At 50.1% G+C, this 13,870-nt stretch carries 11 protein-coding genes and 1 riboswitch; of the genes, 3 read left to right on the top strand and 8 right to left on the bottom strand.

Translation table 11 applies throughout. The features are described from left to right. Nucleotide 1 precedes the first annotated feature (1 nt). From H3001_RS13380 to H3001_RS13350, 7 genes are all read right to left on the bottom strand, one after another. A complete protein-coding gene (locus H3001_RS13380) occupies nt 2–1,981 on the bottom strand; it encodes a YncE family protein (RefSeq protein WP_246368595.1) in 1,980 nt (659 codons plus the stop codon). A gap of 9 nt (nt 1,982–1,990) precedes the next feature. Continuing rightward, nucleotides 1,991–4,018, bottom strand: a complete 2,028-nt coding sequence (locus H3001_RS13375; protein WP_181215196.1) for a TonB-dependent receptor plug domain-containing protein — start codon at nt 4,016–4,018, stop codon at nt 1,991–1,993. Nucleotides 4,019–4,111: 93 nt separating this feature from the next. After that, nucleotides 4,112–4,319: riboswitch (cobalamin riboswitch) on the bottom strand. 18 nt (nt 4,320–4,337) lie between these two features. After that, on the bottom strand, nt 4,338–5,285 hold the full coding sequence (locus tag H3001_RS13370; RefSeq protein WP_181215201.1) for an alpha/beta hydrolase: 948 nt from the start codon (nt 5,283–5,285) through the stop codon (nt 4,338–4,340). Next, nucleotides 5,282–6,028 carry a shikimate dehydrogenase family protein gene (locus tag H3001_RS13365; RefSeq protein ID WP_178244622.1) on the bottom strand — a complete coding sequence of 249 codons (747 nt, stop codon included), beginning with the start codon at nt 6,026–6,028 and terminating at the stop codon, nt 5,282–5,284. The genes H3001_RS13370 and H3001_RS13365 overlap by 4 nt, the downstream gene beginning before the upstream one ends. Nucleotides 6,029–6,049: 21 nt before the next feature. Next, a complete protein-coding gene (gene ubiE / locus H3001_RS13360) occupies nt 6,050–6,790 on the bottom strand; it encodes a bifunctional demethylmenaquinone methyltransferase/2-methoxy-6-polyprenyl-1,4-benzoquinol methylase UbiE (protein WP_181215195.1) in 741 nt (246 codons plus the stop codon). 71 nt (nt 6,791–6,861) lie between these two features. Beyond that, nucleotides 6,862–7,809: a phosphoribosylaminoimidazolesuccinocarboxamide synthase gene (locus H3001_RS13355; RefSeq protein WP_181215194.1), complete on the bottom strand. Its 948-nt coding sequence runs from the start codon at nt 7,807–7,809 to the stop codon at nt 6,862–6,864. A gap of 12 nt (nt 7,810–7,821) precedes the next feature. After that, the gene (locus tag H3001_RS13350) at nt 7,822–8,817 is read right to left on the bottom strand and encodes a PhoH family protein (RefSeq protein ID WP_178244625.1); all 996 of its coding nucleotides are present in this window, start codon (nt 8,815–8,817) and stop codon (nt 7,822–7,824) included. A 236-nt stretch (nt 8,818–9,053) separates the two neighbouring features. Here H3001_RS13350 and H3001_RS13345 point away from each other — a divergent pair, with 236 nt between their 5' ends. Both H3001_RS13345 and truA read left to right on the top strand, forming a co-directional pair. Further along, nucleotides 9,054–9,644: a DUF5715 family protein gene (locus H3001_RS13345; protein ID WP_246368593.1), complete on the top strand. Its 591-nt coding sequence runs from the start codon at nt 9,054–9,056 to the stop codon at nt 9,642–9,644. 11 nt (nt 9,645–9,655) lie between these two features. Next, complete coding sequence (gene truA, locus H3001_RS13340; protein ID WP_178244627.1) at nt 9,656–10,411, top strand: tRNA pseudouridine(38-40) synthase TruA; 756 nt, start codon at nt 9,656–9,658, stop codon at nt 10,409–10,411. Here truA and H3001_RS13335 read toward each other — a convergent pair. Then, the gene (locus H3001_RS13335; protein ID WP_178244628.1) at nt 10,408–11,178 is read right to left on the bottom strand and encodes a TIGR03915 family putative DNA repair protein; all 771 of its coding nucleotides are present in this window, start codon (nt 11,176–11,178) and stop codon (nt 10,408–10,410) included. The two genes, truA and H3001_RS13335, sit on opposite strands and share 4 nt — an antisense overlap. A gap of 499 nt (nt 11,179–11,677) precedes the next feature. Between H3001_RS13335 and H3001_RS13330 the strand changes: the two genes are divergently transcribed. Further along, the gene (locus H3001_RS13330) at nt 11,678–13,735 is read left to right on the top strand and encodes a tetratricopeptide repeat-containing sensor histidine kinase (RefSeq protein ID WP_178244629.1); all 2,058 of its coding nucleotides are present in this window, start codon (nt 11,678–11,680) and stop codon (nt 13,733–13,735) included. The last annotated feature ends 135 nt before the right edge of the window (nt 13,736–13,870 follow it).

The raw sequence follows: 13,870 nt of genomic DNA, 5'->3' as shown, positions 1-13,870 counted from the left end.
ATTAATAATGTAAATTCTCTACTCCTGTAATTTCGGTCGACAGTTCCCCGACGTCGCCCGCATCCTGATTGATGGCCGATACCACCTTGACAAAATCGATTTCCTCCAGCATCACCGGTTGCCCGTCTTTCCCCACTGCCCAGTCGATTTTGAACTGGGAGAATTCCGACTGGTTCGGATGGTTGTCGGCATAGCCCCACGGATAAGCGTATGACACCCATGTGCCGTTCTCGTTGACCGCATTGTCCTTCAGCCGGGTGCCCGAGAATGTCATCTGTCCGCGGGTCTCCCACAGCGGATAATACGATTCCTGCAAATGGAAGACATTCCTTCGCAGACTTCCCGATGCCCCCTGGTTGTCCGTCCAGCGGACATCCCCGTCCAGCGGTTCGGGACGATAATAGGTAATCTCATAATTCCGTATTTCCGTATCTTTTCCGTACTCGCTCCCTGCCAGTTCATACCACTCGTCGTCGGGCAGACCGTTCCGGTTAGTATCCTGGGATACCCAGACAATGCCCGGCTCCGAACTGCCGCCCGGGCGGTCTTCCCAGGCATTCGGATTGTAGTACGCATTGCCGTAAATCTTGAAGTCGTATTCGCCCTTGACATTCGGTACCGGCTCGGGAAAACCGACAATGATGTATCCTCCGAAAGCTCCCAGTGAGAGCAGCGAGCGTTTCCGTAGCCGTTCCGTGGCCAGTTCGATGACCTCCTCGCGCGAAGTCATCCCTTCCTTCCATGCGGTAGTAATGGTATTCATGTGCTGTGTGGGGGCCGGGTAATAATCCAGTACCTTGTCGGCAAACCCTTCCGGAGCCTCCGGTTCTTCGGTGCCTCCGGATACGTCACTGGTCTCGTCACGGAAGACCACCGTGTTCGGATTCAGTCCCACGCCGTCTAGGCGGAACTGCAGTTTCCCTTCCGGACTGAAGCAGAGCAGGTCGCCCTCCAGCTGGTAATTGTAGGCTTCGGTAATGTAGATGTTGCTGCTGTACGGATTCACCTGTATCGAATAAGGCCGTTCGATGCGGGTCCCGTCGGAAATGAAGGTCTCACGGATTACCTTTCCCGTCGTCAGATTGAAGACCTTGAAACCCGACTGCTGCGTACGGTAATCGAAATTATACAGATAAGCCAGGTTATAGTCGATGGCAAAATCCATTACCGGTTCGTCGTAACGGGCCGTTACCTCATCCTGCCGGCTGTCGATTTTCACCAGCTGGTAATTGCCTTCTTCTATCTGCTCGCCCCGCGTAACCAGCCAGACCGAATGGTCGGGGCCGGGGAGGACAGGACCCGGATTGGGTCCCACTTCCAGTCGCTTGATTTCGCGGAAGGTTGCCAGATCGATGATGGAGACCGTACGGTCTACGCCGATTCCCTCACTGTCCAGTCCCCCGGAATTGGTGACATACAGTTTACCGTCCTGTACGCAAAGGTCCTCCGGGTTCCTTCCCGCCCGGATTTCACCGTCAATCTCCAGTGAGCCGGTATGAATGCGGGTGACCGTTCCGTCGAACGAACAGACATAGGCATGGTCTTCGTAGAAGGCGATGGCACGCGGCTGGCGGGAACTTCCTTTCTCGTCTACCAGCGACAACTGGCGGACGGACTGTCCGGTCTGCAGGTCGATGATTTCGATGACGCTCGACACATTGACCACGACATACAGTTTGCCGTCGTAAATCTCCATGTCATTGGCCGTATCTCCCAGTCCCCGACGGTTGCAGTTGCGGAAATAATCGTACGTCAGTTGCCCGCTGCCGAACACATACCGTCCCAGACTGCTGTTGTTCAGGTTGAAAAGCCCCTCACTGAGAATGTACATCTCAGCCGTACCATAGTCCTCTATCCCCGTACCCGACTGTCCCGGAGCGGCATCCTTGTCCTCCAGGTCGTCACAGCCGGTGCTTGCGAATCCCGCAATCAGTCCCATCAGGACGTATCTTATGACAGTATCAAACCACTTGTGCTTCATTTTCATGACTTAATATTTTATACCCAGTGATATCCGGAACGAGCGGCCGGGCATTGGAAAATTCTTTATAATCTCGTAATTCTTGTCCAGCAGGTTCAGTACCTCTGCCGAAACCGAAACCGTTGTGCGCTTCAGCGGGAAACTGCGGCTGGCCGACACGCTGTGGTCGGTATATCCCGGAAGCCGGTTCTTCGCCAGGTTCTGTCCGAGTACATACCGTTTCCCCGAAAAGACCAGTGCGTACGAAAGGTTGACCCAGGGAGTCTCTAAACGGGCTTGTCCGGAACCTGAAACCCGGGGGGTATACGCAATCTGATGTCCGTAGGTCTTTCCTTCCATGGTATTCGGGTCGGAATCCGTGACATCAAGAGCCCGCTGGTACGTATAGTTGCCCGACAGCCCGATGAGGTAGCCGGAAGCCGGACGGAAATCCGCCTGTCCCGCGATGTCGATGCCTTTGATATCCACCTTCCCCAGGTTGACTACGCTCCAGACAAACAGGTTCTTGGTAGGAACGGCCACAATCTTGTCGCTCACCCGGTTGTGGTATGCATCCACGGTGGCCGATACATAAGGCAGCCATTCCGTCACATTTTTCGAGTACGTGATGCCCACGTTCACCTGTCGGGTATTCTCCGGTTTCAGTTCCCGGCTCTCGGACTGCCCGTAATAGAGATCGTTGAAGCTGGGCAGACGGAAAATATCTTTGTAGAATACCCGGAACCGGAGGTCTTCGGACGCAAAGGGCTTGAAGGAGGCACTCACGAACGGAGAGAACTTCCGGTAGTTCTGTGCCCGACTGTCGCCGGCTGCCCTGTCGTGGATAACGGTAGCCAGAAGGGAAGCCGACACCGTACACCAGTCGGCTACGTATTTTCCGGCCAGTGCCGTCAGCCAGGAATACCGCTCCGGGCGGACAGGTTTCGGTGCATCGGCATGCAGCGTGTTCAGGCTTCCGTCGGTAGAAAGAGAGAAAGAAAGCCGGTCGAGAACACGATACAATACCGAGGCCGAAAGATAATATTCCTGTTGGTAATAATTGTTTTCGCTGACTCCAGCCGCATTCTTGTAGTCCGGATCCAGGTAGCGCTGGTAGCTCCAGTTCCACTTGCCCGAACACTGGATGACCCACGAACGTGAAAGTTCTTTCTGGTAGCGGCTCTGTACGAAAGCGTTCTTGTCCCAAAGGTGCTGGGAAGAGTAGGGATAATAAAAGGTGGCCGCATTGGGCAGTCCGCGCGACGACTGGTAGTAATAGGCTTTCAGCCGCCACTGTTCTTTATCGGAAAAATTTCCGAAGAGTTCGGATTCGATGCGGAAGGTTTCTACTTCTGTGTTCTGTCTTTTCTCACGACTCGATAGGTCGTTCTCGTCCCCGTAATAGAGGGTATAGGGATATTGGCCGTCGGCACGCATCCATTCTCCGCTGGCCGAAAGGGCCCATTTCTCTCCCAGTTTGCGACTGAACGAGAGGGCCGGATTGAGCAGTCCCCAGGAACCGGTCTTCACCCGGGCTTCTGCGTTCCAGGTCTTTGAACCGTTGAATTGTGGAGTAAGGGTCTGGATGTTCAGCACCCCAGCTGAGGCAAACAGTCGGGCCGGTTGGAAAATCTGGTCGTTCTGTCCGTTGCTCAGCATCAGGCGGTCGACATTCTCCAGCGAGAAACGTCCGATGTCTACCTGCCCTGTCTGGCAGTCGGTTACGGCTATTCCGTCGTAGCTGACTGTCGTGTGCTGGGCCCCCAGGCTTCGGAGAGAAACCGTCTTCAGTCCCCCGATGCCGCCATAGTCTTTCACCGTCACCCCGGCGAAATGTTTCACCGCATCGGATACCTGCAAGGCATTCAGTGCCTTCAGTTCGCTCCGGGACATGACTTGCAGGGGGGCAGCCGCACGGACTTCCCTCGTCTGGTAACGGTCGGAAACGGTAACTTCTGGAAGACTGTATACCTTGGTCGTATCAATTTCTTGTGCATGGGCCTGAATCAGCAGCATGCTCATCCCCGTGGACAGGATGCATATCGTAATTGTTCTCATTTTCCCCTAAAATGACTCCGAGGAAGGCATGCGAAACAACTGATTCTCTGTGAAGGATCATCAATCATTTTACGCTTTTTCCTCGAAAGCGGTAAAAGATAATGTGTATGGGCAGGTCTTCTGACTCATTCCTTTCCAGCGAGCCTTCCCGGCCGTGGCCAGTGGCATCCTCGTTGGAACGGTTGCATGGAATTTACAGCAGCGGGACTGTTCAGGACTTTCACCTGATTCCCTTTTGATCGTGCTTGTCTTTCCTGAGCGGGCAGGAGGCAAGCGGCGAACCCATACACCTGATAATTTATGTATTCCCCAATCGGAATTAATCGATGTACTTACCGACAAAGGCAGCTACCTTCTCGGTATAAAGTTGCGGATAGCGCAGGTACGAGGTGGCATGGTCTGCTCCCGGTACCACCCACAGCTCTTTGGGCTGAGGCTTGGCATCGTATACCTCGTACACCATCCAGGTGGGTACGAAATCGTCTTTGTCGCCATGTATGAAGAACATGGGCAAGCGGCACTTGGCCACCTGTTTTACGGCCGATGCTTCGCGGAAGTTCCATCCGTTCTGCCACTGGCAGAGCCAGCTGGCGGTGTAGAGCAGCGGGAAGGCCGGCAGTCCGAACTGCTCTTTGAGTTCTTTCTTGAACTGGTCCCAGACACTGGTGTATCCGCAGTCTTCTACAAAGCAGCGGATGTAGTCGGGAAGCGTTTCTCCTGAGGTCATCATGGTAGTGGCTGCTCCCATGGAGATGCCGTGTACTACCGCCTGGATGGAGTCGCCGAAAAGACGGGGCGCCAGTTCAATCCACTGGATGACATCCTTGCGGTCGTGCCATCCCATCTGAATGGCATCCCCTCCGGTAAGTCCCGTATAGCGCAAGTCGGGCAGCAGGATGTTGTAATCCAGCGACTGGTTGTACAGGTAGCCGATGTGGAACATCCGGATGGCGTTGTCGGTATAGCCGTGCACGATGACTGCCGTGCGGCGGGTAGGGCGGCTGGCACTCGCATAAAAGGCATGCATGCGTACGCCGTCGGGAGCGGTGATGAACGTATCACGCAGGGCATGGTAGGTCTGCAGACTGTCCAGCCAGCCGGTGATGTGCGGATAGGTCTGACGCATGTACGCTTCAGAACCCTGCATGTCCTTTCCCCGGTTGTCGGGGCGGAGCGAGTAATCAATCATGTACAGGCTGCCTCCCGTCAGAATGGCTGCCAGAAGGACGACGGCTAGTGTGATGCCTATAATCAGTTTCTTTTTCATCGGTTCCATATATCCCAGGCTTCAAAGGCCTGGAGCAATAACATTTCTATTCCATTTTTCACTACGGCTCCCTGTTCGCTGCCTTTTTTCATGAACAGGGTAGTGTCCGGGTTGTAGAGCAGGTCGTACAACAGATGCTTGTGGGTGAGGCATTCGTACGGAATGTCGGGATACTCATCTGCATTGGGGTACATGCCCACGGGAGTAGTGTTGACAATGACCTTGTACTCATCCATCAGTTCCGGAGTCAGTTCCTGATAGGTCAGGGTATGTTCGTCGTGCCGGCTCCGGGACACAAAGAGGGTTTCCAGTCCCAGCTTCTTCAGTCCGAAATTAACGGCTTTGGAGGCACCTCCCGTACCCAGGATCAATGCTTTTTTGTGGTGAGGCTCAAGCAGCGGTTCGATGGAACGGCTGAAGCCGATCACGTCGGAATTATAGCCGACAAGTTCAGTCTCTTTCGGTGAGATACGGTTGATACGGATGACATTGACGGCACCTATGGCGGCCGCATCCGTATCCAGACGGTTCAGGTAAGGGATTACAGCCTCTTTATAGGGAATAGTCACATTCAGTCCCGCGAGATTGGGATTCGCCCTGATGATTTCCGGAAACTGTTCGATGGACGGAATTTCAAAATTAACGTATTCGGCCTGGATGTTTTCTGAAGCAAACTTCTCGTTAAAGAAATTTCTGGAAAAGGAATGTCCAAGAGGATAACCGATCAATCCATATCTCTTCATGTCAGTATCTTTAATAAAAGGTTATTTAGTGGCAAAATAAAGGGTGCAAATGCCTAATGTGAGTTGCCGGCAGGCGACTTGGCTGAAACCGGCTTTACGGATGATGCCCTGCATGACCTTTCCTTGCGGGAAGGCTTTGATGGACTCGGGCAGGTAGGTGTAGGCATTGCGGTCCTTGGAAAAGAATTTACCTACGGCAGGTATTACAATCTTAGAGTAGAGCGCATACAACTGCTTCACGGGAAACAGGGTAGGCTCGGAGAATTCCAGAATTACCAGATGCCCTCCGGGAACGAGTACACGGTACATTTCCTGCAGACCACGGTCCAGGTTCTCAAAGTTTCTTACACCGAAAGCCACGGTGACGGCGTCAAAACGTTCTGACGGGAAAGACAGGCAAGTGCAGTCTTCCTTCGCGAACGAGACGTATTGTTCCAGTCCCGCCTGTCTGACTTTCTCGCGTCCGACATTCATCATGCCTTCAGAGATATCGGTTCCGATCAACTCTTCGGGGTGTAACATACGGCATGCCTGGATGGCGAAGTCACCGGTACCGGTAGCTACATCCATGATTCTTTTGGGTTGAAACGGTTTGAGACAGCGGATGGCCTTGCGACGCCAGATTTTGTCAATGCCCCATGAAAGCATGTGGTTGAGGTTGTCGTAGGCAGGGGCGATGTTGTCGAACATTTTTTCTACCTGTACGGCTTTTCCTTCTTCTTCGTTATAGGGCTTGATGTGTTCTTGCGGGTAATCGGACATATGGTTTGAACATTTAGAAAAAGGAACAGAGACAAAGGAAACCCTTTCTCCGTTCCTTTTTGATGTGGATATTATTTCGTCAAATATTCTGTTACGTTTTTGTTGATACGTTCAGCCAGTGAATCAGTATCAGCCTTTACGAAGCTTTCGCCAGTGATGTGTTCGTAAAGTTCAATGTAGCGGTCGCTGATAGAAGCTACGATAGCCGGAGTCATTTCAGGAACAGTCTGTCCTTCTTTTCCCTGGAAACCGTTGGCCATCAGCCATTCGCGTACGAATTCTTTTGAAAGCTGCTTCTGAGGCTCACCTTTTTCAAAGCGGTCCTGATAGCCTTCTGAGTAGAAGTAACGGCTAGAGTCCGGAGTGTGGATTTCGTCCATCAGGTAGATTTCTCCGTTGTGCTTTCCGAATTCGTATTTGGTGTCCACCAGAATCAGACCGCGTTCTGCTGCCATCTGTGTACCGCGCTCGAACAAGGCGAGTGTGTATTTTTCCAGTGTCTCGTATTCTTCAGGAGTAGCCAGGCCTTTTGCCAGGATTTCTTCCTTGGAAATATCTTCATCGTGCATACCCATTTCGGCCTTGGTGGTCGGAGTGATGATCGGGTGCGGGAATTTTTCGTTTTCACGCATTCCTTCCGGCAGGCGTACACCGCAGATTTCGCGAACGCCGCTCTTATAAGCACGCCATGCGCTGCCACACAAGTATCCGCGTACAATCATTTCCACAGGGAAACCTTCGCACATTACACCTACGGTTACCATAGGATCGGGAGTAGCCAGTTTCCAGTTCGGGCAGATGTCAGTGGTTGCGTCCAGGAATTTGGCTGCAATCTGGTTCAGCATCTGTCCTTTGTAAGGAATACCTTCAGGCAAAACTACGTCGAAAGCCGAGATACGGTCGGTGGCCACCATTACGAGTTTTTCGTCATTGATGTTATACACATCGCGTACTTTACCGTGATATACATTTTTCTGTCCGGGAAAGTTGTAGTCTGTTTTTGTTAATGCTTTACTCATTTTCTTATGTGTTTAAATGATAGATGATTGTTCTTTGGATGATTGCTCCTTGGGCAGTCTGACCTCTTTCTTTTTCTCTTCGTATTTCTCGTAGGCTTCCACTATCCGGGTAACCAGCTTGTGGCGTACGATGTCTTTTTTGTTGAGTTCGATGAAGCTGATGCCTTTTACTCCTTTCAGGATTTTCATGGCCTGTATCAGTCCGGAGGTCTGCGAGTAGGGAAGGTCAATCTGTGTCATGTCACCGGTGATGATCATCTTGGTGTTCATGCCCATTCGGGTAAGGAACATCTTGATCTGCTGGGTAGTGGTGTTCTGTGCCTCGTCGAGGATGACTACCGCATCGTTCAGGGTGCGTCCTCTCATGAAGGCCAGCGGAGCAATCTGAATGATGTTCAGTTCCATGTATTCTTTGAGCTTGGCGGCGGGAATCATGTCCTGCAGCGCGTCGTAAAGGGGCTGCAGATACGGATCGATCTTGTCTTTCATGTCGCCGGGAAGGAAGCCCAGTTTTTCCCCTGCTTCCACTGCCGGGCGGCTCAGAATGATTTTCTTGATTTCCTTGTTCTTCAGGGCGCGTACGGCAAGTGCGATGGCCGTGTAGGTTTTTCCGGAGCCGGCAGGACCGATGGCGAATATCATATCGTTCTTGTCAAACTCCTTGACCAGTTTCACCTGATTGGTGCTGCGCGGGATGATCGGCTTGCCGGTGACGCTGTATACGATGACGTCTTCTTTTTTCTCCATCTGGGGCTTTCCGCCCTTTACGATTTCCAGTATGGTTTCTTCATTCAGTGAATTGAACTGTACGCAGTGTTTTTCCAAAGCCAGTACGGCTTCTTCAAATGCGCACATTTCTTCTTCATCTCCCATTACTTTGATGACGTTGCCCCTGGCTACGATGCGGAGCTTGGGAAACAGCGCTTTAATCATCTGTATGTGAGTGTTGTTGACTCCGTAAAAGATTACGGGATCTATATCTTCAAGTACTATATGCTTTTCGATCATTCAGCCTGATTTGATATATTTTATGGTAATTTGTGTGCAAATTTAATCATTCCTTTTGATTGGGTGGCACGATTTGACTTTTTTATTTCAGGTTTTGATAATTTCCTCTTTTCAGTTATTCTGTCTATCTTTGCCCGACGTAAAAGAAAATTAGGATGAAGAAGTTTTTTATTGGTTGTGCCGGAATCTTGTTTTTCGGCTTTTCTTTGGGGCTGACAGCCTGTAAGGAAAAAGATATGTCGATGAAAATGAACAATCCGCGTAATATACGTGGGGTGATCAGCTATAAACGGAGTTTCGGGGATTTGAATGATGTGCAGCTGAAAACGGCTAAGAAGATCGGAATTCGACCTATCCAGTCGCGTGACGATGCGGAGATGCTGAGCGGAAAGCTGGATGAGATTACTCCCTGCGACTGGTATGATGTGGATTCGCTGACGCATTCCATTCCTTACCTGATACCGCAGGCAAGCAGTCTGCTGGATACAATCGGGGTGAATTTCCTGGATTCACTGGAATGCAAGGGACTGAATCCGAACAAGATTATCGTGACTTCGGTGCTGAGAACCAAGGATGATGTGAAACGGCTTCGTCGTACCAACGGAAATGCTTCCTTGAATTCCTGTCATTTTTACGGGACTACGTTCGATGTGAGCTGGAAGCGTTTCAGAAAGGTGGAAGATCCGGACGGACGGCCGATGCAGGATGTGAGTGCGGATACACTGAAACTGGTGTTGTCGGAGGTGCTGCGTGATCTGCGCAAGCAGGACCGCTGCTACGTGAAGTATGAGCTTCGTCAGGGATGTTTCCACATTACGGCACGTTGACAGGAGGGTGTATGGCAAGGTATTTCATTTATTTGGCTTACGACGGTACCAATTATCATGGCTGGCAGATTCAGCCGAACGGGGCGAGTGTGCAGGAGACATTGATGAAGGCGTTGTCAACTTTCCTGCGCCGTCCGATAGAGGTGGTAGGGGCCGGACGTACGGATGCGGGAGTACATGCCCGCCTGATGGTGGCTCATTTTGACTATGACGGGGTACTGGATGAGGCGGTGGTTACCGACAAGTTGAACCGGCTGTTGCCGCCCGATATCTCGGTTTATTCCGTACGCAGGGTCAAGGACGATGCGCATGCACGTTTTGACGCGACTTACCGTACTTATAAATATTACATCACTACCTCTAAGTCTCCGTTCAACCGGGCGTATGTGTGGCGGATCTTTAACCGCCTCGATATCGACCGCATGAATGAGGCTGCGGCGGTATTGTTCGATTACATCGATTTCACCAGTTTCAGCAAGTTGCATACGGACGTAAAGACCAACAACTGCCGCATCATGTATGCCAAGTGGGAGGCGTGCGGTGAAAACGAATGGGTCTTTACAATTCAGGCCGACCGTTTTCTGCGCAACATGGTACGGGCGGTGGTCGGCACCTTGATTGAAGTGGGCAGAGGAAAACTGACGGTGGAGGGATTCCGCCGGATTATTGAGGAAAAGAACCGTTGCAGTGCCGGTACATCGGTGCCCGGACATGCGCTGTTCCTCGTCGATGTCGGTTATCCCGATTCTGTGTTCCTGACCGATTAGTCCTGTTTCTCGGTCAGGTACTTCCAATAACGTACGGGCATATCCTTTTTGTGTTTCACCGGGTTGAGACGCTCGCGGATACAAATCGAATTGAAATAGCTTTTCCAAAGTTCCTGGAAAAGCTTTTCGTCTTTATCCAGCCACTCTTCGTCGAGCCGGTGGGCCTGCAGAAGGGGAGCAGAGGGGGATGAAAAGGTGATTTCATCAATTTCCTTCAGGTTATAGTAATAGCCATATTGTCTCCGGTTGTCGTATATGATCCAGGGCTGGTCGGAAAAACGGTCGCGGAAATGCATGACGGTGAGTGGCAGTACGTTGTATATCGGTTCCATGGCTCCCCAGTAGATTCCGTCTGCGGTTTTCTGAAAGCGCATGAACTGCATCACACGCAATTGTTCTCCTCCTACCTTTTTCCCTAACTGCATGACTGCCGCTACGTGAGGGTCTGTGAAGTTGGTCTCTATGGACCGGGAAGCGGCCACCACTTTATGTAAAAAGTGGAAGAGCAGGTTGCCTGTGCCTTCTTCCTCCGAAAGCCAGCACTTTATTACCCAGTTGACGGCCGTGCGGGATAATTTCTTCTGTATGGCCTTCCATACCCTTTCGGCCTTTTCCATATCGGTATGTACGCAGTAGAGTTCCTCATAGAAGAGGGGAGGCATTTCTTGACTGCCTAACAGCCGGTCGGGAAATCGTTTCCGGGAATACGCATCGAACAATGCGGTCAGTATGCCTTCGAAACTGTTGTCAAATTGATAGAGAATCATAAACCTTATAATGCATTTGTTTTCCACTAACCTTTTTCAGTCGGATGGGATGTGCTGCCGGTATCGGGCAGGCAATACCGGCTTTCCGTGCGGTGGTGCCTGACTGAGTCGGTCTCCCTGCAAAGATACGCAAATTTTTTATTTTCGGTTTTTGGGCCTGTAGCGGGCGGCTTGTAAAAGAATAGCCATATTATCCTATCTGAATAGTATTAAAATTTTTCCATATAGTATAAAAAAATACAGTGATAGTTGTGAAAACAATGGATTATCCGCTTGTCGCATTCTGACAGACTTGCAATATTCTTATCTATTTCACTATCTTTGTCTTAGTTAGAAAATGATTACTGTAGGTATAAAAGACTGGTTTTCAGAAGTGGGGAGTTTTTATACTCGTGAAAATCATGTTTGATCTGGGGTTTGAGGAAAAAATAAATGTGAAAATATTTTTTCTTTGTAGTAGGTTTTATTGTTACATTTGGATCAACTAACAAATAACGACATGGTCAATAAATTTTTTTATTTGGGAATACTTTGCGGATGTCTGATATTTTGTGCCAGCAGTTGCCGGAACACCCAGAAAAAAGGTGAATTGCCTTTGACATCCTCAGAGCAGTTGGTTCTGGAATGGGAATCTTCTCTTCGGGACGATTATGCGCATTTCTCACAGCAGTTGGACAGTATACTGCCTTTGCTGGATGACAGCCTGTTTTATTGTCGGGGATTGATTCTGAAGTCCAGGGCAAAGATGTTCCTGGCCGATCACGACTCTGCCCTTTGGTATCTGGACCGGGTCAGAGATTTTTGCGCCGATAAGGATACCACTGATGCGGATATCCGTTTCCTGTATTCCCGCGTATATAATATGAGGGGAAATGCCCTGGCTCGTTTTTCGTTGGTTGATTCTGCCCGAAATGAATTTATCAGGGCTTACCAGTGGTGTCTTCCTTATTCCGGGAAAAAGGATTTGCTTAATGTCAGCATGAACATCGCTGATGCCTATGTGCGCGGGGGCCGGTTCGACCAGGGAGCCTTGTGGTACCGGAGGGCCCTGGCGTTTGCGGATTCGTTGCAGATGCCCGATCAGGAGCGCTTCCCGATTTATTATGGACTGGCACAGGTGAACATGGAATTGCGGGATTTTGCCCGTTGCGACTATTATTACGACTTGGCTGGCAGTTATTATGATAAGATGAGTGTCTATGAAAAGCATGTCTACTTGAATAACCGGGGAAACTCGTATTATTATCGTCAGGATTATCAGACTTCTTTTGAATACTTCCGAAAAGTACTTCGCTTGTTGGACGGACGTCCGGAGTTCGAATTTGAACGGAACCTGGCAAAGGTGAATTTGGGGGATCTTTTCCTTTCTACGGGGCAGTTGGACTCTGCGGCGTATTACCTGGATCAGTGTCACGGCTTTTTCAGGCAGATGAACAACAACAGTGCGTTGTATTATATCGATACGCAGCTCATCAAACTGGCTCTGGAACAGAATAACCTGGCGCTGGCCCGTGAGCGAATGAAGCAGGCGGTGACTCCTTCTTATGTAGAACCTAATATGCTTCACATCCGCAATCAGCACTTGCAGCAGTATTTCGAGAAAATGGGTGATTATAAGAAGGCTTACGAATATCAGACGCTGAACCAGCATATCGATGACTCTATCCGCAGCGGAAGAATCAAGATGAGGGCGGCAGAGATTGCGCTTCGTTACCGTCAGGACAGTACGCTTCTGCGTACCGAACTGTTGTTGAACCTGAAACAGAACGAGGTGCTCCGTCTGAACCAGTGGATATATATAGGTGGTGCAGGCATCCTGTTGCTGGCGGCAGGGGGCGTCATCTGGTTTCTATATTGGAAAAGGAGGAGGGACGCGGAGGAATGGAACATGAGGATGGCAATCACTTCCCTGAAACTGGAAAACGTAAGAAACCGTATTTCTCCTCATTTCATATTCAATGTACTGAGCAGGGAGGCCGTACTCCAATCGGGGAAAAAGGAAAGCCAGAATCTGATGAATCTGGTGAAGCTCATACGGAGTAATCTTGATTTGACCAACAGCCTGTCGGTCACTTTGTTCGATGAACTGGACTTTGTCAAGACTTACGTGAAACTGGAAGAAAGGAGTCTGCAGCCCGATTTCCAGTTCCTGGTACATGTGGAGGAAGTGGATGTGAAGTCCCTGCAGGTACCTACCATGTTGCTGCAGATACCTACCGAAAACGCGGTCAAGCACGCGTTGAGGATGAAGGAAGGAAAGAGAAGACTTTGGATCAATATTGTAAGAATTGGAAACTGTGTGGAAATGATGGTGCGTGACAACGGAGGAGGTTTTGTCGAACACAGTGCGGCACACGGCACCGGAACGGGAATGCGGGTCGTTACACAGACCATCCAGCTGCTGAATCTTTATAATCGCCACCCCATTCTGATGGCTGTCAACAACGTGGAAGTGGAAGGCGGAGATATCGGTTGTGAGGTACGTTTTTCAATTCCGATGGATTATTCTTATCAGTTAAAAAAAGAAAAGAAACATAGATATGGAGAGAAATTATAAGGTCCTGATTCACTAGTGTCTCTTAATAATTGTAAAAAGACTCGTTAATTATTTGATTTACAATATTTGTTTTCAAAAAATGCTTGTCGCATATTTGAATCAGTTACCTTAGGGGCTGGGCCAAATTGCGATAGC

The sequence above is a fragment of the Phocaeicola faecicola genome (genome assembly GCF_013618865.1).
Taxonomy (GTDB): domain Bacteria; phylum Bacteroidota; class Bacteroidia; order Bacteroidales; family Bacteroidaceae; genus Phocaeicola; species Phocaeicola faecicola.
This window is presented reverse-complemented; position numbering and strand designations above follow the sequence as displayed.